Annotated in this window: 17 protein-coding genes; 16 read left to right on the top strand and 1 reads right to left on the bottom strand. The window is 44.5% G+C overall.

Going from position 1 to position 19,782, the window contains the following annotated elements:
- Positions 1–14 precede the first annotated feature (14 nt).
- The 8 genes from H8K33_RS05915 to H8K33_RS05880 all read left to right on the top strand — a co-directional run bounded on the left by H8K33_RS05915 (position 15) and on the right by H8K33_RS05880 (position 7,603).
- Positions 15–533, top strand: a complete 519-nt coding sequence (locus tag H8K33_RS05915) for an LPS-assembly lipoprotein LptE (RefSeq protein WP_186890070.1) — start codon at positions 15–17, stop codon at positions 531–533.
- A 13-nt stretch (positions 534–546) separates the two neighbouring features.
- Complete coding sequence (gene holA, locus H8K33_RS05910) at positions 547–1,566, top strand: DNA polymerase III subunit delta (RefSeq protein ID WP_186890069.1); 1,020 nt, start codon at positions 547–549, stop codon at positions 1,564–1,566.
- A 163-nt stretch (positions 1,567–1,729) separates the two neighbouring features.
- Positions 1,730–3,016 carry a glutamate-5-semialdehyde dehydrogenase gene (locus tag H8K33_RS05905; RefSeq protein ID WP_186890068.1) on the top strand — a complete coding sequence of 429 codons (1,287 nt, stop codon included), beginning with the start codon at positions 1,730–1,732 and terminating at the stop codon, positions 3,014–3,016.
- Between the two features lie 11 nt (positions 3,017–3,027).
- Entirely contained in the window at positions 3,028–4,413 is a 1,386-nt protein-coding gene (locus H8K33_RS05900) for an AAA family ATPase (RefSeq protein WP_186890067.1), read from the top strand.
- Between the two features lies 1 nt (position 4,414).
- The gene (locus H8K33_RS05895; protein ID WP_186890066.1) at positions 4,415–5,023 is read left to right on the top strand and encodes a hypothetical protein; all 609 of its coding nucleotides are present in this window, start codon (positions 4,415–4,417) and stop codon (positions 5,021–5,023) included.
- A 2-nt stretch (positions 5,024–5,025) separates the two neighbouring features.
- The gene (locus H8K33_RS05890) at positions 5,026–5,448 is read left to right on the top strand and encodes a CopD family protein (RefSeq protein WP_186890065.1); all 423 of its coding nucleotides are present in this window, start codon (positions 5,026–5,028) and stop codon (positions 5,446–5,448) included.
- A 75-nt stretch (positions 5,449–5,523) separates the two neighbouring features.
- On the top strand, positions 5,524–6,126 hold the full coding sequence (locus H8K33_RS05885; RefSeq protein WP_186890064.1) for a 2-hydroxychromene-2-carboxylate isomerase: 603 nt from the start codon (positions 5,524–5,526) through the stop codon (positions 6,124–6,126).
- A 256-nt stretch (positions 6,127–6,382) separates the two neighbouring features.
- Positions 6,383–7,603 carry a THUMP domain-containing class I SAM-dependent RNA methyltransferase gene (locus H8K33_RS05880; RefSeq protein WP_186890063.1) on the top strand — a complete coding sequence of 407 codons (1,221 nt, stop codon included), beginning with the start codon at positions 6,383–6,385 and terminating at the stop codon, positions 7,601–7,603.
- Positions 7,604–7,824: 221 nt separating this feature from the next.
- Here the strand turns inward: H8K33_RS05880 and H8K33_RS05875 are convergent, their stop codons facing one another.
- Entirely contained in the window at positions 7,825–8,331 is a 507-nt protein-coding gene (locus H8K33_RS05875; protein WP_222613307.1) for a hypothetical protein, read from the bottom strand.
- A gap of 377 nt (positions 8,332–8,708) precedes the next feature.
- On the opposite strand from H8K33_RS05875, the gene H8K33_RS05870 reads away from it, so the two are divergent.
- The 8 genes from H8K33_RS05870 (at position 8,709) to H8K33_RS05835 (ending at position 19,710) form a co-directional block, all read left to right on the top strand.
- Entirely contained in the window at positions 8,709–10,181 is a 1,473-nt protein-coding gene (locus H8K33_RS05870) for an NAD-dependent succinate-semialdehyde dehydrogenase (RefSeq protein ID WP_186890061.1), read from the top strand.
- Positions 10,182–10,580: 399 nt separating this feature from the next.
- On the top strand, positions 10,581–11,798 hold the full coding sequence (locus H8K33_RS05865; protein WP_186890060.1) for a multidrug effflux MFS transporter: 1,218 nt from the start codon (positions 10,581–10,583) through the stop codon (positions 11,796–11,798).
- 301 nt (positions 11,799–12,099) lie between these two features.
- Positions 12,100–13,113, top strand: a complete 1,014-nt coding sequence (locus tag H8K33_RS05860; protein ID WP_186890059.1) for a porin — start codon at positions 12,100–12,102, stop codon at positions 13,111–13,113.
- A 165-nt stretch (positions 13,114–13,278) separates the two neighbouring features.
- Positions 13,279–13,815: a DUF3016 domain-containing protein gene (locus H8K33_RS05855; protein ID WP_186890058.1), complete on the top strand. Its 537-nt coding sequence runs from the start codon at positions 13,279–13,281 to the stop codon at positions 13,813–13,815.
- Positions 13,816–14,094: 279 nt separating this feature from the next.
- Positions 14,095–14,844, top strand: a complete 750-nt coding sequence (gene trmB / locus H8K33_RS05850) for a tRNA (guanosine(46)-N7)-methyltransferase TrmB (protein ID WP_186890057.1) — start codon at positions 14,095–14,097, stop codon at positions 14,842–14,844.
- 160 nt (positions 14,845–15,004) lie between these two features.
- Positions 15,005–16,174 carry an MGDG synthase family glycosyltransferase gene (locus tag H8K33_RS05845; RefSeq protein WP_186890056.1) on the top strand — a complete coding sequence of 390 codons (1,170 nt, stop codon included), beginning with the start codon at positions 15,005–15,007 and terminating at the stop codon, positions 16,172–16,174.
- Between the two features lie 62 nt (positions 16,175–16,236).
- A complete protein-coding gene (locus tag H8K33_RS05840) occupies positions 16,237–16,713 on the top strand; it encodes a hypothetical protein (protein WP_186890055.1) in 477 nt (158 codons plus the stop codon).
- A gap of 132 nt (positions 16,714–16,845) precedes the next feature.
- Entirely contained in the window at positions 16,846–19,710 is a 2,865-nt protein-coding gene (locus tag H8K33_RS05835; protein WP_186890054.1) for a M16 family metallopeptidase, read from the top strand.
- Positions 19,711–19,782 lie beyond the last annotated feature (72 nt).

Raw genomic sequence — 19,782 nt, 5'->3', positions numbered from 1 at the left:
AGAGTGAAAACCCAATGAGCCTGAATCGTTTTTTGAAAATAGCTACTTACCTCGTTCTCATCACGAGCATCAGCGCTTGTGGCTTCGCTCTGCGCGGCGCGGTAGCGTTTCCTTTCCAGAGTATTTACGTAGGCCTACCAGAAAGCTCAGCTTTAGGTGGTGAGCTCAAACGCAATCTGCGCGCTAACGGAAAAACTGAAGTGACGGCACAAGCCACCAATGCAGAAGTGGTTTTGGATGTGCTTGGCGAGACGCGCGACAAAGTGATTTTGTCCTTGAACAGCCAAGGTCGTGTCCGTGAGTTTAATTTGATCTATAACTTAAAATTCCGTTTGCGTGATAAGACTGGACGCGAAGTCTTAGAGCCAACCACAATTAGTTTAAAGCGTAATCTCAGCTTTAAAGAAAACGAAGTCTTGGCGAAAGAAGCGGAAGAAGCCTTGCTCTATCGCGATATGCAATCCGAATTGGTGCAGCAAATTATGCGTCGTCTTGCCGTCGTTAGGATGGAAGCGCCAGCTAAGTCAGATTAAGGTCAAACAGAATATGCAATTACGCTACGACGCTATTGATGCTCATCTTGCCAAAGGTTTGGCAGCGATTTATGTCATCTCTAGCGACGAGCATTTGTTGGTGCAAGAGACTGCCGATAAGATACGTAAAATCACCAAGGCTCAGGGTTTTTTAGAGCGCGAAATACTGACAGTTGAACGCTACTTTAAATGGGGCGAATTACTGGCAGCGAATCAATCGCAATCCTTATTTGGCGATAAAAAACTGATAGACCTGCGCATCCCAACGGGCAAGCCAGGCAAAGACGGCGGCGCGGCTTTACAAGAATATGTACGTGATCTTTCGCCGGACAATATCACCTTAATTACCTTACCTAAACTCGATTGGGCGACGCAAAAAGCGGCTTGGGTCACGATGCTGCAACAAGCGGCGGTGTATATCGACATCCCCTTGATCGAGCGCGTCGCTTTACCAAATTGGATAGGGCAACGACTAGCAGCGCAAGGACAAAGCGCCGATCGTCAAAGTCTGGAATTTATCGCGGATCGTGTCGAAGGCAATTTACTGGCAGCACATCAAGAAATACAAAAATTAGGCCTACTGCATCCACAAGGCAAGCTCAGTTTTGAAGTGATCCATGATGCCGTCTTAAATGTCGCTCGTTACGATGTCTTCAAATTAAATGAAGCAATGTTAGTCGGCGATGTGGCACGTCTAGTCAGAATGTTAGATGGACTCAAAGGTGAGGGCGAAGCTCTGCCTTTAGTCTTGTGGGCGATGGCAGAGGAGCTGCGCACACTACTCAAATTAAAATCCGGCGTCGCACAAGGACGCCCATTAGGGGTACTCTTAAAAGAGTACCGTATCTGGGGGCCAAGAGAAAAACTCATGGAACCAGCACTACGTCGCGTCAGTTTAGCGACTCTGCAAGCAGCACTACAAGACGCTGCGCAAATCGACAAAATGGTCAAAGGCTTACGCGCACCGAAGTTTGCCGGAGATGCTTGGGATGCGTTGTTGCATTTGGGGTTGCGCGTAGCTAAAGCAAATTAACGCTTCGCCAAATCGCTTATTTGGGCGCATCGCGTTGTTGCTCATGCTCGCAATATCGACATATTGCTGCGCTGAGCGCCTAGCGCTGCATCCCAACTAAGCAATTTTGCGAAGCTTGACGACAGTGGGTCATTCAAATAAATAGAATTAAAGTGTTCTGAACATGAGCGTTGATAAAAACACCGGCGACATCGCCAACTACATCCAAATCCTAGGTCAGCAAGCGCGTCTAGCATCGCGCACCATGGCGAAAGCAGACACAGCGACTAAGAATCAAGCCTTGCTAGCAATAGCAACAGCGATACGTCGTGAAGCACCAGCTCTGCGTGCAGCGAATGAATTAGACTTAGCTGCCGCCAAAGCTGCGGGTATGGAAGCGGCGATGTTAGATCGTTTGGCGCTCAGCGATAAAGCGATCGCCACGATGGCAGAAGGCTTAGAACAAATCGCACGCTTATCTGATCCTATCGGTGAAATTTCAAACATGAAATATCGTCCATCCGGTATACAAGTGGGGCAAATGCGCGTACCGCTTGGTGTGATTGGTATCATCTATGAAGCACGTCCGAACGTGACAGTCGATGCGGCGGGATTGTGCATCAAGAGCGGTAATGCAACCATCTTGCGTGGTGGTTCTGAGGCGATTAATTGCAATCGTGCCTTAGCCGATTTGGTTAAAGAGGGTTTACGCACAGCCGGTTTACCTGAGCAAGCGGTACAGGTGGTAGATACGACAGATCGTGCAGCCGTCGGTGCTTTGATTACCATGCCCGAATACGTCGATGTGATCGTGCCGCGCGGTGGCAAGGGTTTGATTGAACGCTTGATGCGTGAGGCGACAGTACCGATGATCAAACATCTAGATGGCATTTGCCACGTCTACATTGATGATAAAGCGGATATGCAAAAAGCTGTCGATATAGGATTCAATGCCAAATGCCATCGCTACGGTACTTGCAATACCATGGAAACTTTACTGGTAGCAGAAGGCATCGCGGCGCAAGTCTTACCTAAACTCGCAGAACGTTATTTGAGTGAAAAAGTCGAATTACGTTGTGATACGCAAGCCGCACAAATCTTGCACGCATATCCGCATTTAGCAACTGCGCAAGAGACAGATTGGTCTACCGAATACCTAGCGCCGATTTTGTCGATAAAAGTGGTTGCGGACATGACTGCAGCGATAGAGCATATCAATCATTATTCCTCAAAACATACAGAATCTATCATCACCGAAGACTACAGCCGCGCCATGGCATTTTTGCGCGAAGTCGATTCAGCATCGGTCATGGTCAACGCTTCAACCCGCTTTGCCGATGGCTTCGAATACGGCCTCGGTGCGGAGATTGGCATTTCTAATGATAAACTGCACGCACGTGGACCGGTTGGGTTGGAGGGTTTGACTTCACTGAAGTATGTGGTGTTCGGTCATGGCGAAGTTCGAAAATAGCTGAGGAATTTATGCTAACAAGATTACGTGTTAAAGGTTTTAAAAGTCTCGAAGACGTAGAAGTTCGTTTTGGCCCGTTCACGTGCATTGCAGGTGCAAATGGTGTTGGTAAGTCGAATTTATTTGACGCAATACTTTTCCTAAAAAATTTATCAAATACACCAATTATTGAAGCTGCAAATAGTATTCGCAATAGTGGAAAGCAACGAACAAGTATCGCTTCTCTCTTTACTCAGACTGTTTCGTCGCAAGCCAGTGTTATGGAATTTGAAGTTGATATGTTAGTTGGTAATAGCGTGACTGACGATTTTAGTCGAGACGCAAAACCCAAAGTGACCTATTTGCAGTATAGATTAGCTTTTAAATATGTTAGATCAACCGCTAGTAGCCCAGAAGGAATTGAACTTGTTCACGAGTCGTTGAATTTCATTCAAAAAGGATCTGCCAAAGAAGAACTAGGTTTTTTTGTGGACAAAGAATTTTTTGATTCTGCCTATGTTGGTAGTAGCAAAATTGACTTTATTTATACAGAGAAAGAGTCGAATGTCGTTAAAATTCGTCAGGATCAGACAAGTGGAGCACCCATAAGTATTCCAATTTCGAAAGCAGATAGAACGATTTTAAGTAATATCAATACGATTGATCGTCCGACGGCACTTGCTGCGAGACGTGAAATGCAGTCATGGACTTTATTGCAGTTGGAGTCAAGTTCTTTAAGACGTCCGGATGATTTTTTATCCAAAAGCACAGTTTCAGAGCATGGTGAACATTTGCCTGCAACATTAGATCGCCTTGGAAAGAATCAAGAAATTGCAAATCAATTGGCCAATCTTTTGCCTGAAGTGAAGAATGTTTTCGTGGATGTAGATGAAAAGCGTCAACTTAAGACACTGTATTTGGAAACTATTAACCATATTAAGCATGAGGCACGTGCGCTATCTGATGGGACTTTAAGATTTTTAGCGCTCGCGATTATTGCGGCGGACGACGAATCGGGTGGTTTAATTTGTTTAGAGGAACCAGAAAATGGAATACATCCAGCACGAATACAAGCTATCGTGACCTTGCTTTATCAGATGGCAGTGGATCCCAAATATGCCGTTGGAGATGATAATCCGTTACGTCAAATTATCATCAATACGCATTCTCCTCTTGTGGTTCAGCATATTGCTGCGGAAGATATTGTTGTGTCCCAATCATATAAACGGGATGGTGCATCACTTTCAGTTTTTAGACCTATTGAAAACACTTGGCGGTGTAAAAGCGGTAATTCGACTGTTGCAATTGGAACGCTCGTTGACTACTTGCAAACTGACAACTCGATGGTTGAAAGCGCACATGGTAAGCCTGGTTTGTCCCAAATGTACAAGCATCAAATGGACTTGTTGAGTAAATAAGATGAATATTCTTCGTTATACATTACTTACCGATGGAAGTTCAGACACATGCTTGATACCGATTATCAATTGGTTGATTGGTGTGCATTACCCTCATATCAATTACGAACATCAATTTGCAAGAAATTTAGGTGAAATTGGTTTTGATTTAGACACGAGAGTCAGAGTATCTTTAAATTTATTTCCTTCCGATGTTCTATTTATTCATCGTGACTCAGAGAAAGAACCGATGAATGTACGTCTAAAAGAGATTAATGATGCGACTGAATCTTTGAGTAATGTTATTCCTGTGATTCCAATTCGAATGAGTGAAGCCTGGTTGTTGTCGGATGAAAAGGCGATACGTGAGGCTGTTGGGAATAGGAATGGAAAGATCAATTTGAGCTTACCAGCAAAAAAAGAGTGGGAAAAATTACCGGATCCAAAACGAGTTCTTTTTGAGGCGATGACGAAGGCAACAGAAAAATCTGGAAGAGCGCTTGAAAAATTCAATCCGAATCGACATCGAATTCGTGTATCTGAATTGACTGAGAATTTTTCAAATTTGCGTGGACTTGAATCATTCGATAGATTTGAAAGTCGGTTTGTTGAAGTTTTTAAGAAGATTTAATTATGTTATACGTTAAAGCATTTCACATCGTTTTTATCGCCTCTTGGTTTGCAGGCTTATTTTATTTGCCGCGCATCTTCGTGAATTTGGCGATGGAAACGCATCAACCCAGTGTAGAGCGTCTATTGCTAATGGGGCGCAAGTTATACCGATTCATGACGATACTGATGATTCCGGCATTAGTCTTAGGAATTTGGTTGTGGCTGGGCTACGGCATAGGAAAAGGTCCCGGCAATGGCTGGATGCATGCAAAACTGGCGATAGTCATTTTGCTGGTCGGCTACCATCACGCTTGCGGAAGCATTTTGAAGAAGTTTGAACATGGTCAAAACAAACGTAGTCACAAGTGGTTTCGCGTGTTTAATGAAGTGCCCGTGTTGATGATGATTGCTGCCGTGATTTTGGTGGTGGTGAAGCCGTTCTGAAACGCGTAGTTTGAAGGCGGGACGGTTGTAACTGGCGATTGCTGTTAGGTGAACAAATTAATTGGAGTATCTTGCATGAGCAAAGTTTGTGATTACTATTTCGCCCCACATTCACCTTGGTCTTATTTAGGACATCAACGCTTCATCGACATCGCAACAAAACATAAAGTTAAAGTAGCGATAAAACCCTGTGATCTCAGTAGGGTTTTTGCGGCATCAGGTGGTTTGCCATTAGCCAAACGTGCACCACAAAGACAGGCATATCGCTTGATTGAGCTGCAACGCTGGAGTGATTTTTTGCAAGTGCCCATGCATGTGCAACCACAGTTTTTTCCAGTAACGCCCGATCCAGCGGCGCGTTTGATTATTGCAGCACAAATAGCGCACGGTAATGAAGTCGCCTTACATTTATCGACAGCGATTATGCGCGCGATGTGGTCAGAACAAAAAAATATCGCGGATGAAGCAACACTGATTGGTATCGCTTGTGATGCCGATTTAGATGGAAAACAATTAGTGAAGTCGGCAGAGACTTCTGCCGTGCAAGCCGACTACGATAGCAATACGAATGACGCGATAGCCGCCAATGTCTTCGGTGCGCCTTGGTATGTTTATAAGGGTGAAGGCTTTTGGGGGCAAGATCGTTTAGATTTTTTAGAACGAGAGTTCGCTCGATAGATTGACAGATATTTGCCGCATTGTGGCAAAGTGTGCAGATCACTAGTAGGGTGCGCCATGCGCACCAAATCGTTGCAGATCACTGTATGTTTTAAACGTTTAAACATAAAATCGGTGCGCATGGCGCACCCTATGGGATCAAATTGATTTCTATGTGATCTGTGTCAAAAAAAGATTTTGTAGTAATTTTTAGCAAGCCCTCTGGACACGAAGCGTGCTCAGAGTTTTTAAAACCATGACGGAAAAAAGGTCCCCCATGAAAACACGTTACTCCTATTTTTGCCCATGCCCACGCGGCTTGGAAACTGCCTTAGCAGAAGAACTCAATGAGATCGCCGATCTCAAATCACCTAAGACTATCCACGTGCATACGCAAGTGCCGGGCGGTGTGCATTTTTCTGGCGAAATCACGGATGCCTATCGCGTCAATTTGCATTCTCGTATCGCTTCCCGCGTGCTGTTGCGTATGGCGCATGGCGGTTACGCCAACGAGAACGATATCTACGATATGACGCTAGAACAACCGTGGGAAGATTGGTTTGGCTATCACCACACCATTCGCGTTGATGTCACTGCAGTGAAATCTCCACTCAAGAGTTTAGAATTCACTACGCTCAAAATTAAAGATGCGATCTGCGACCGTTTCCGCGATCAGTTCACTCAACGCCCATCGGTCGATACCAAACAACCGGACATGCGTATCGTTGGCTTTTTAGACGCGCACAACTTCACAGTTTATCTCGATACCTCAGGCGAAGCGCTATTCAAGCGCGGCTGGCGTTTAGAAACAGGTGATGCTCCACTACGCGAAAATTTAGCTGCAGGTTTGCTGCGTACTTCTGGTTGGAAACCCGGTATACCATTGTTCGATCCTATGTGCGGCTCTGGCACTATCTTGATCGAAGCAGCACAAATGGTCGCGGGCATTCCGCCTGGCATGCGTCGCGAATTTGCTTTTGAAAAATTCGGCAGCTTTGTTGAAGAAGAATGGCAAGACATCAAAAACAGCATACGCGCCAATCCGTTACCAACTGAGCCAACAATTTTCGGCAGCGATATTTCCGGCGACATGGTCATCATGACGCGCAATAACTTGAATAAAGCTGGTATCAAATTTGAAGTGCCCTTAAAGCAAATTGAAGCGCAAGAAATCAAAGCACCAACTGAGACACCAGGTATTCTTTTAACCAATCCACCCTACGGCGAACGTATCGGCGTGCGCGGTGATCAAAGTTTCGAACCCGACGATTTAGCACGCGAATTTTTCGCAGCTTTCAGCAGCACACTTAAGCAACGTTTCTCAGGATGGAGCGTGTTTCTGTTCACTGCAGACTTAGGTTTGCCAAAACTTTTGCGGTTAAAAGAGTCACGCAAAACACCATTCTTTAATGGTGCATTGGAGTGCCGTTTGTTTCGCTTTGATATGGTGGCTGGGTTTAATCGTAGAGAAGCGGCTAAGCCGAAAGACGCTGAGTAATTTTTGATTTTCCGTAGGTGCGAATAGAGTAATTTATTTGCACGTATAGTTTCCGCGAAATGCGTCGTGTCGAGGTGTCTGCGCTTTGATCAATACGGACAATACATGCGATTACGTTTCACTACTCGCACCTACAGTGTTTCATATCAAGATGTGGCGAACGACTACTTATCGTTTTGAATAATAAAAAGTATGACTGAATATAGTTGTTAGCCACATTTTTATTCTGTTTCATTGTACTGGATGCGTTCGATCATAAAACCAAATGATGATTGTTTTCCTAACAGTTTGATATCACCCTTATGCTTGACAGGTAAGTCGATCAATCCCTCAAAACAAATCCTAATTTGTCTTGCTCCGACTACGACCTCGCCTTGTTGATCGCAGCTCCGTGTCTTTTGACCATATTTTTCAGTCGTTATTATTCTTGCTGAGACTTGTGTGTTTGGGTGTTCTCCTAGCCATGTATAGGTGATGAGCCAACCAAGCGGTGCCGTTGCTACCAAGACAGCAGGGAATAGGACAAATAGTGGGAACATGATGAGACGGCGTACCCACCAAGTTGGATAATAATCGCTATGCTGCTTGTCAAAATTAGCTTTGAGAAGCAATACGGTGAAGCATGGAACCAAGGCGAGGAATACCCAAAACGAAGTCGATGCAATTGGAATTGTAGATGCAAAGAAAAAATGCTCCTCTAGTGCGATATTTAAGAAAAAACCAGCCATAAAGATACAAAAAACTAAGATCAGTGCACAGACTGCGAGAATCTTTGATTTGGATTTTTTGAGTGAAATGGTTTGGCTAAATATCATTTTGTTGTGAGTGAATATTCAAATGCTATTTTTTCAAGTAATAGCCCAGTTAAGATTTTGAGTACAGAAAATGAGATATTAACAATATCTTACTGAATGTTGATAAGTGTTTTTTTAATCAAGATAGATTTCCCTGTTAAGAGTTTCAATTTTGGCTGCGTCAGTTTTTTGGCGTATCCTTACACATACATTCCCATAAAGCATCTTTGTCGACATCATTCATGCAGTTGTATTAAGTATTTAATCGCTGCAAATTCCTCTTACTAGGTAAATTTTCCGAACACAAAAAAATGACTACCTTCATTCGTCCGCAACTCATCGATAACAAGTTAATCCATGACCAAGCCTTCATCCAAAACAACTGGATAGAAACCACCGCAAAATTCACCGTCCACAACCCAGCAACTGGTGTCCTAATCGCCGAAGTAGCGAATCTAGACATCTCACATGCACAAGACGCGATCCACGCCGCACAAACCGCTTTGCCAGCTTGGTCAGGCTTAACAGGCAAAGAGCGCGCAAACATTTTGCGTAAATGGTTTGATTTGATCGTGGCGAATGCAGATGATCTCGCTGCCATCATGACGGCGGAGCAGGGTAAGCCTTTGGCAGAAGCGAAGGGCGAGGTTTTGTATGGGGCGAGTTTTGTGGAATGGTTTGCTGAAGAGGCGAAGCGGGTTTCTGGTGATGTGTTGGCATCGACTTGGGCGGATAAGCGTACTTTGGTGTTGAAACAGCCTATTGGTGTGTGCGCAGCGATTACGCCTTGGAATTTTCCTTTGGCGATGATTACGCGTAAGGTGGCGCCGGCTTTGGCGGCTGGTTGTACCATCGTGATTAAGCCTGCTGAACAAACGCCTTTGTGTGCGTTGGCTTTGGCGGATTTGGCTTTGCGTGCTGGTATGCCCGCTGGCGTGTTGAATGTGCTAACAGCAGATGCCGAGCAGTCGATTGCAATTGGGCGCGTATTATGCGGTAGTTCGGTGGTGCGGCATTTGTCGTTTACTGGCTCGACGCCAGTGGGTCGTATCTTGATGCAGCAATGCGCGCCGACTTTGAAGAAACTGGCTTTGGAGTTGGGTGGTCATGCACCGTTTATTGTGTTTGAAGATGCGGATGTTGATGCTGCGGTGGAAGGAGCATTGCAATCAAAGTTCCGTAATGCCGGGCAGACCTGCGTGTGCACGAATCGCTTTTATGTGCATGATTCCTTGTATGAAGAATTTTTGGAGAAATTTGCTCTCGCTAGTAAAAAAGTCGTGGTGGGTGAAGGGACGCAATTGGGTGTGAAACAAGGTCCTTTGATTGATCAACAGGCTTTGGAAAAAGTACAAGCGCATGTGGCCGATGCGGTCGCACAAGGGGCTCGTGTCATGGCAGGCGGAAAGTTACATGAAAAAGGTGGATTATTTTTTGAACCAACCATCATTGCTGACGTCAATCATCAGATGCTTGTAATGCGTGAAGAAACCTTTGGCCCTTTAGCCGCGGTTACGCGTTTTAGCAGCGAAGAAGAAGTGATCGCCGCCGCAAATGAGACGGATTTTGGATTGGCTGCTTATTTTTATTCACGTGATATTGGTAGGGTGTGGCGTGTCGCGGAGAAATTAGAGTACGGGATGGTTGGCGTGAATACCGGTTTGATCGCCAATGAAGTGACGCCATTTGGTGGTGTGAAGCAATCGGGTTTGGGACGCGAGGGATCTAAGTACGGGATGGATGAATACTTAGAAATGAAATATGTATGTCTCGGTGGGATGTAGCATGTTGAATGCCGATCGCGGGCGTTTAAATTTTTAATCCCTTGTTGTGATGTTTGGTGGTCGATTTGTGGTGCGCACGGCGCACCCTACGGGTTTTTAAAAGTCTGTTTTGTTTTAGCGATACTTGTGGTTTTGTGGGTAATGCTTGAAACAGTATGTGTCGGTAGGGTGCGCCATGCGCACCGTTTTGATGATTGGCGGTCGATGTGTGGTGCGCACGGCGCACCCTACGGGCGTTTAAAAGTCTGTTTTGTTTTAGCGATACTTTTGATTTTGTGGTTAATGCTTGAAACAGTAGGTGTTGGTAGGGTGCGCCATGCGCACCGTTTTGATGATTGGCGGTTGATGTGTCGTGCACACTACGCTTTAAATTAGTTTGTAAGTCAATGAAGGAAGTTCATGCATTCCAAAATTAAACTCAGCAACGCGGGACTGGCAACTTTACTCGCAGCCTTGTCGATGCTGGGCCCTTTCTCGATTGACGCTTATTTGCCAGCGTTTTCTTCGATTCAGACTAGCCTAAACGCGTCCTCCATTGAGGTGCAACAGACTTTGACGGCTTATATGTTGTCGTTTGCCGCGATGACTTTGTGGCACGGCGCTTTGTCGGATTCTTTTGGGCGACGTAATGTGGTGTTGGTCGCGCTGGTGGTTTTTGCGATAGGCTCGTTCGGCTGTGCGTCTGCGCATACTGTGCATTATTTGTGGGTGTTCCGCATCATGCAAGGCGTGGCAGCTGGTGCGGGGATGGTGATTGGTCGCGCGATTGTGCGGGATTTGTATGAAGGCGCTCCAGCAGAGCGTTTGTTGTCGTTGGTGACGATGATTTTTTCGATTGCGCCAGCGATTGCGCCGATTATTGGTGGTTGGGTGGTGTCGCATTCGGATTGGCGTACGATCTTTTTATTCTTATTTGTCTATACGGTTTTGTTGTTGATCGCCTGTTACAAATATTTGCCTGAATCCTTACCGGTTGAGAAACGCCAACCGTTTAACGTGAATTTTTTGTGGGAAAGTTATCGCGATGTTTTTAAATCGCCTGGTTTTCATTTCATGGCGGGCACGATCGCTTGTAATTTTGCGGGCATATTTTTGTTTATTTCTTCAGCACCAGCTTTCGTTACGCAACATTTGAAGTTAGATGCGCAAAGTTTTGGCTGGCAATTTGTACCTATGGTCGGTGGCATTTTCTTAGGCTCGCTGGCGGCGAATCGTTTGGCTGGACGTTTGACGATTGCGCGCCAAGTCAGTATTGGCTTTATGTTCTTGTTGAGTGCGGCTGTAGCAAATGTGGTATTCCATTTCTTTGCGATGCCAATGTTGCCTTGGTCGGTCATTCCTTTGTTTTTTTATGCCTTTGGTATGTCGGTGGTGTTTCCAGGAGCGACCTTGATGGTGCTTGAATTATTTCCACATATTCGCGGCATCGTTGCATCTTGCCAATCGGCGTCGGTTACTTTATTGAGTGCCTTTGTTGCTGGCGTGATGGCACCAGCGCTCGATCATTCTGTGTTGTCCTTGGCACTGGGGCAATTAGGCTTCGCCTTGCTTGGTTTGTGTCTTTGGTCGGCAGGTCGTGTGTATGCACGTTCATACCCAGTTAATGATCGGCATTGATTTGGCTTGATAAGTTCCCATCACAAAGGCTGCAAGTTAAGCTGAGCCATTGATTTCAATTAAGAGCCGCGTTTTGATACGCGGCTTTTTTTATTTCTGTCGACATATCCGTCTTTGTTGTCATGTCATCTAGCCGTCATGACCGTGTCACATACATGTCATTGTTGCTCTCTATACTTGCGCCTGTCGTTGGATCGCTGAACTGGTTCAAGGCTTTTACTTAGACTTGTAATCCGCTTTTTGCTGCGCTGTTTTGGCAGGCTGTAAAAAAACTATTTTTTAATTTTCTGGAACTTTAGCTATGAAAAAATCAATTCTTGCACTGGCCGCTTTGAGTGCATTTTCTGGTGCCGCTATGGCGCAATCCTCAGTTACTATCTATGGTATCGTCGACGCGGGCGTTGCTTATAAGAAAGCCGGTGCAGGTACGGTTTCTTCTTTAGATAGTGGCTTGAATTCTACATCTCGCTTAGGTTTCAGAGGTACAGAAGCTCTGAGTGGTGGCTTGAAAGCAAATTTCAATTTGGAAATGGGTTTGAAAGCAGATACTGGTGCAAATGATTCCGCACTTTTTGCGCGTGGTGCTTGGGTTGGTTTGTCTAGTGATGACTTCGGTTCTGTGAACTTAGGTCGCCACAGATCTTTGACTTATATCTACGGTGCACAAATCGATCCTTTCATGGATGGTTTGTTGGGTAAGACAGACTTGATGTTCAAGATCAATGCAGTTCGCGATAACTCTATTACTTACACATCGAATAAATTCGGTGGTGGTTTTACTGTTGCTGCGCAATATGGTTTTGGCGAAAAAGCTGGCGATGCAAAAGCAAACAGCGTCACTAGCGTTGCAGCTGCTTACGCAAACGGTCCTTTGATGGCAAACATCGTTTGGGATCAAGTAAAAGACACGAATGGTAATTTAGCTGTTGGTGGCGAAAAATTGTTGGCTGGCGTATCTTATGACCTCGGCAAAGATTTTTTCGGCGTGAAATTGAATGCCATGTACGAAGAAATCAAAGGCTCAACAAGCTTGACCGTTTTGAAAGAAACGAAAGAGCAGTTGTACATGGTTGGTGGCTCGATCAAAGAAGGTGCAAGCACTTTCATCCTGAGCTACACAGATTCCAATGTTAAAACTAGCACAAACGCAAACTCCAATCGTATCGCTTTGGGTTACACCTACGATTTGTCTAAGCGTACAAACTTGTATGCATCGATGGCACGTGTAGATAACGAAAAGTCTGTGAAGACTTTGGCAGACGCGAACGGTGCGACAGCAACTTTGTTTAACTTCGGTATCCGCCACAAGTTCTAATGATTTGATCAGTTTCTACTGATGCTCAAAAAAGCTGCCAGCGATGGCAGCTTTTTTTGTAAGGATTTGTATAGATTTTTTAAGTAAGTGTAATAAGCCTTGTTCCTCTTCCTATTTGGACTACAATGCAGCAGTCCATTGGTTAATTTGTATTGGAGAGGTGAAATGATGAAGACATTATTATTTGCTGCATTCGCGTTGAGTTTGAGTTCTGGCGCCGTGTTGGCAGGGGAAGCGAAAGTCAGTTTTACTAAGCTCGATGATTTTTCTGACATCAAAGCTGGGAATGAAAGTAAGGAACGTTTTCGGGAACGATTGACCGAAGAGTTTACCTCCGTATTTTCTGTTTTCGCAGAAAAACTGCCTGAAGGTTATCAATTAATAATTAATGTTACCGATATCGATCTGGCTGGCGATATCCGCCCTGGCATGGTGATTTATTACGATCAGGTACGTTTGATGAAGCAAATCGATTGGCCACGTATTCAATTCACTTATGAGTTGAAAAATACCCAGCAAGAAGTGGTCGCCAGCGGCAAAGAAGAATTACGTGACATGGATTATTTGCGTCGATTCCGTATTCCATCTGGCAGAACATCCTTCGAATTCGAAGAGAAAATGTTACAGGATTGGTTTAAACAACAAGTCGTGTCAGGTGCATTTCCATCACAGGATTTGAAAGCGGTCACTGCAACGAAGTAGTCTGTGAGTGATTTATCTTTACTTTTTTATTGTTACTGTCATTTTTTTAAAATCGCTAAGTTTGTACTGACGCAGTAGGTCAAGATACTGAGAGATGAAAAGCTAATCCAATTCTGGATTAGCTTTTTTCTTTGCGACTCTTGATTCGCCATTTTTTTGGGGAGCGTTTGCCAAGCCGCTGCTAAGCCACGTAAAATAGCGCCTTCTTTAAGCATATTCGCGCAGGGTATTGAGCCCGTTGTGATTTTTGCTTCTAATTTCCCTCTCCTTAATGCATCCATGTCTACAGAAAATCCTAAAGCAGGCGACGAATCTGCACCAATTGAAGAGCCTCGTAAGTCGCTTTTTTATGACCCAACTGAATATCGAATTCGTAGTTTTGTGACGCGGGCAGGACGTTTGTCAGACGCGCAATCAAAGGCGATTGAAAGCTTGGGTGCCAAGTATATGATCGCGTATGAAAAAGCTTTGTTAGATGTCGATGCAGCGTTCGGACGCCAAGCGCCGACCATATTTGAAATTGGATTTGGTATGGGGGAAACCAGTGCCAAAATTTCTGCCTTAATGCCAGAAAAGAATTTTATTGGAGTTGAAGTGCATACGCCTGGCGTGGGCAATTTATTGAAGTTGACCGAAGCGGCTGGATTACAAAATCAACGCATCATCCAACACGATGCCTATGAAGTATTAATGAATATGATCGCGCCAGAATCTTTGGCTGGCGTGCATGTGTTTTTCCCTGATCCTTGGCATAAAGCTAGGCACAATAAACGCCGTTTAATTCAAGGGCCGATGGTTGCCTTACTGGCATCCCGTATTAAGTCTGGTGGCTATATTCATTGCGCCACCGATTGGGAAGAATATGCGGTGCAAATGTTAAAAGTGCTGAGCGCTGAGCCAAGTTTGAAAAATACTGCCGATGCTTACGCGCCACGTCCTGATTATCGTCCTGTCACCAAGTTTGAGAATCGTGGTTTGAAGTTGGGACACGGGGTGTGGGATTTGGTGTTTGAGAAAAAATCAGTTTAACGAGAAGTGTGCTTGAGCCTACTTCGTTGAGTTTGCAAGATCATTCTTCGAATAAACGCAGCCTGTAAGCGGGCTGCGTTTTTTTTCGTCCTATGCTGCGATCTACCTGTGATCTAGCTGTCATCTACTTGTCACTAAGCCTCTCTACAATCTGTCGTCTATGACAGAAAACGCAAAAAAATCTGAGAAAACAATTCTATTACTCAGTGTCTCTGCCGGTGCCGGACATGCGCGCGCTGCTGAAGCAATACGCGCCTATGCTGAATTAGCTGATCCAAGTTGTAGGGTGATTCATCTCGATGTGATGGATTACGTTACGACTGGCTTTCGTAAGATTTATACCGATTTTTATATGCGCTTGGTCAATCGTGCACCGACCTTGTGGGGCTATTTGTATAACTATTCCAACGATGCCAGATCCGATAGCTCGATGGAAAAACTAAGGCGTAGTTTGGAACGCTGGAATGCAAAAGCCTTATTGCGTGAGATTGCCAACTTACATCCTGATGCCATTATTTGCACCCATTTTTTACCGGCAGAAATGCTGGCAAGATTGATCGCAAGGCGAGAGTTGCATTGTCCAGTTTGGGTACAAGTAACCGATTTTGATTTGCATCGCATGTGGGTACATGCGGGAATTGCTGGTTACTTTGCCGCGAATCAGGAGGTTGCATTTCGTTTGCGAGCACATGGGATTGCGGCCAATGCCATTCATGTGACAGGAATTCCTATCATGCCTGCATTCGCACAGACCTTGTCAAGAGCCGTATGTGCGCAAGAATTTGGTTTAGATCCATCTCGGTTAACCATTCTCTTGATGGGCGGTGGTGCTGGCCTTGGTAACTTAGATGAGCTTGCAGCGCGCTTGTTGGAGTTACGCATAGACTTGGAGAATACCTGCTCTCAATGCCAATTGGTGGTACTAGCCGGGAAAAACTTGAAGAGCTTGCAGGCTTTACAAAGCCTCGCACAATTTTATCCAAAACGACTTTTTCCTTTTGGATTTACTTCCCAGGTTGAACGATTGATGGCTTGTGCTGATTTGGTCGTTACCAAACCTGGTGGACTCACCACTTCAGAGTGTTTGGCAATGGGATTGCCGATGATCGTCAATGCGCCGATACCTGGACAAGAAGAACGCAACGCGGATTTTGTGATGGAGCAGGGCGTTGCACTCAAAGCCGTCGATGCACTCGCACTTGCGTATCGCGTGCAAGAGCTCATTGCACAACCAGACAAACTCTCGAATATGGCGGCACGAGCGAAATCGCTTGGTAAACCAAACGCCGCAAAAACTGTGTTTGAACATGTACTCAGTAGCTTGATCTAAATATGAAGTCACCTACATTCCCTAACTTATCAATCCAAAGAAAATTATTGAAGGACATTCTTATGCGCATACAGTGGAAGGGATTGTTGCTCACTTTATTCTGGGTCAGTTTGATGGCCTTTTTTTTCGCCGAGGTAGAAATTCAGATTGAAGGTGGCGCTGGATGGGCGACCAGTTTACCGACTTGGCGTATAGAGCAGCATTGGTTGCTAGATATTTTTTGGGGCGGGCGAGCGATGACCGGTTATCACGCTTGGGTATTTCCATTTGTCGCGATGATCTTTCATTTGCCATTTTTCTTTCTACAAATTTGGTCATGGAAACTGCAAGCGCGTGCGTTTGCATGCATTATGGTTTTTTGGATAGTGGAAGATTTTCTCTGGTTTGTGCTTAACTCTGCGTTCGGTTTAGTCCGATTTAATCCAGTCGATGTCTTCTGGCATAAGCATTGGTGGTGGGGATTGCCTACGGATTACTGGACTTTCTCGGTGTTATCAGCTGTCCTACTATGCTACTCATTTAGCGAACGCAAAAGTTGACGTAAGTTGACGCACAAGTTATCAGTGTCTGAATAAGGCCGGTATCCCTCTAGCTGTCGAAGAATGATTGAATTGTTTTTCTTGTAAATTTAGAGTAAGTTGCCAGCTCATACTGTCTTTGGTGCTTAATTTATGCGTGCATTTATTCTACTATTGCTAGGATCGCTACGACTGTCGGCTTTTTCTTTAGCATTGTTGCTTGTTCTTCCTATTTCCTCCTCGGCGCAATCGTCAAATAGTCCTTTTGCCGCGCACAAATCGATTCCTTATTCTTCTCAATTGATTAAAGCGAGGTTGAATAATGGACTGACTTACTATTTGCAGAAAAACGCAAAGCCTGAGAAAAAAGCTGAATTGCGCTTGGTGATCAAAGCCGGTTCAATTTTAGAAGACGAGGATCAACAAGGTCTCGCGCATTTCACTGAACATATGGCCTTTAATGGCAGTAAGCATTTTAAGAAAAATGACTTGGTATCTTTTTTAGAATCGATGGGTGTGAAGTTTGGTGCTGATTTAAATGCCTATACCAGTTTCGATGAGACCGTTTACATTCTACCTATTCCCACTGATAAACCGGCAAATCTGGATAAGGCGATCATGGTGTTGGCAGATTGGGCACATGGCTTAGCATTTGATCACACCGAAATCGACAGAGAACGTGGAATTGTTCTTGAAGAAGCACGTTTAGGTAAGGGCGCAGAAGATCGCTTAAATAAACAAGTTCTACCAAAGATCTTGCATGGTTCAAAGTATGCCGAACGTCTACCGATTGGCAAAGAAGATGTATTGAAGAACTTTCAGTACGATGCATTAAAACGATTTTATCGTGATTGGTATCGTCCAGATTTGATGGCCGTCGTCGTGGTAGGTGATATTGATTTGGCTCAGGCAAAACGTTTGATAGAAAAGAATTTTTCTGCTTTAAAAAATCCTCAAAAACCTCGCACTCGTGTAATTTCTCAAGTGCCGATAAAAAATATCAATGACGCGGTGGTTGCGATAGATAAAGAAGCAAACATCGCCACTGTCAGTATTTCACAAGGCCGTTATCTCAATAAAAATGACGGAAAGTTTGGCAGCTATCGCGAACGTCGTATTCAAAGTTTCTTTAATGTGATGTTGAGTAATCGCTTACGTGAATTGGCGCAGCTACCGCAACCACCTTTTCTTGGCGCAAGTAGTGGTGTAAAAAATTTGGTGGCGCAATACCAAGAATTTAATTCTCTTGCCGCAATTGGCAAAGCGGGAGTTCAAACAGCGATTGAGGCTTTGATGCAAGAAAATAAGCGGGTGGCGCAGTTTGGTTTTAGCGCAGCTGAATTTGAACGTGCAAAATCAAATGCTTTGCGCAATATGGAAGATGCATACAAGGAGCGAGAAAAAAGTCAGTCTGCAGAATTAGCATCTGAGTTTATACGTAACTTCTTAGTTGGCGAAGCAATACCAGGAATTGAAGCAGAGTACGCATTTCACCAAGTGATCATGAAACAAATTTCGCTCGATGATGTGAATCAATTTGCACGTACGATTTTAGTGAATCAAGAACCAAAACTTATCGTCTATCAAGGAAATGATAAACCAGATCACGCCATTCCTGATTCTCAACAATTAATGGAAATGGTGAAGCGTGCCGAGCAAGTAGCGGTAACTGCTTATACCGAAAAGAAGACAGTCGCCACATTGATGGATGCACCACCGCAAGCTGGCAGCATTATCAATGAAGTTAAAGATTCGAAGTTGGGTACGACAACTTGGACGCTCAGTAATGCCGTCACGCTCGTCATGAAACCAAGCGACTTTAAGAATGATCAAATCTTGCTTGGTGCTAGTAGGGCGGGCGGCATGTCGATGGTGGCCGACACCGATTTTTTGCAAGCACGTTATGCCACCACCATTGTTGGTGTGATGGGGATGAAGGACATAGCACCACTGGAGCTAGGGAAGTTTTTGGCCGGAAAAAATGTCAGTGTCTCGACCAAGTTTGGTGAAAACTTTGAAGGAATTTCTGGCTCCTCAAGTAAAAGAGATTTGGAGACAATGCTGCAAGTGATTTATCTTGCAATGACTGCACCACGTCGAGATCCTGCATTATTCCAATCCTTTGTTGGTAAGCAGCAAGACGCTTTACGCAATCAAATGGCATCGCCTTTCGCCGTGTTTCAAGATCAATTGATACACACAATGTACCCTGCCCATCCGCGTTTACCGGTGTTAAGTACACCAGAGCATATTGCCGCACTTGATCTTGATCGTTTGATGGCAATTTATCAGGCCCGTTTTTCGAGTGCAAAAGGTTTCACTTTCTTTTTGGTGGGAAGTTTCGACATTGAAAAAGTGAAATCTTTAGTCTTGAGTTATCTCGCTGGATTACCTGCACACGATGTTGAGGTCGGTATCAAAGATCATGGATTGCGACCTGTGCCTGGTATCGTGAAGAAAAATGTGTATGTCGGTAAAGAATCTCAAAGCTTGGTGACTTTGCAGATGCATGGCGAACGTAAGATGAGTATCGCGGATCGTATGCGATTTTCTGCGGTCATGGAAGTATTGCAATTGCGATTGACCGCGAAAATGCGTGAAGAGCTTGGCGCTGTCTATAGCCCGCAAGTCTCATACAGAACAATCTTAAATCCTTATCAGGGATATATGGTCGAGCTTTACTTACCTAGTGGACCTGAGCATGTGGACCAATTATTGCGCAGTAGTTTTACCTTGATTGAAGACATGAAAAAAAATCCTGTGACCGAGGATGAACTGAAAAAAGTGAAAGAGAATTGGCTGAAAAATCGTCAAGAGCAAATGAAAACCAATGAATTTTGGATGGCAATATTCAATGAGATGAAAGAGGATAATGAAAACCCTATGCACGTATTTACATTCAATGACAGAGTAAAACAATTGCAAACGAGGGAAGTCCAAGACGCAGCAAAGATCTACTTGAATATGGACAATTATATTCAGGTCGTTATGTATCCAGAGCAAATGAAACCAAATTAGCTGAAACTAACTAAGCAGGCAGGGAACTTTTAGCTCGCAAACTATTCTCAAGAATATTGATATTCACACTGA

Source organism: Affinundibacterium amnicola (genome assembly GCF_014284275.1).
GTDB classification, from domain to species: Bacteria; Pseudomonadota; Gammaproteobacteria; order Burkholderiales; family Burkholderiaceae_D; genus Undibacterium; species Undibacterium amnicola.
This window is presented reverse-complemented; position numbering and strand designations above follow the sequence as displayed.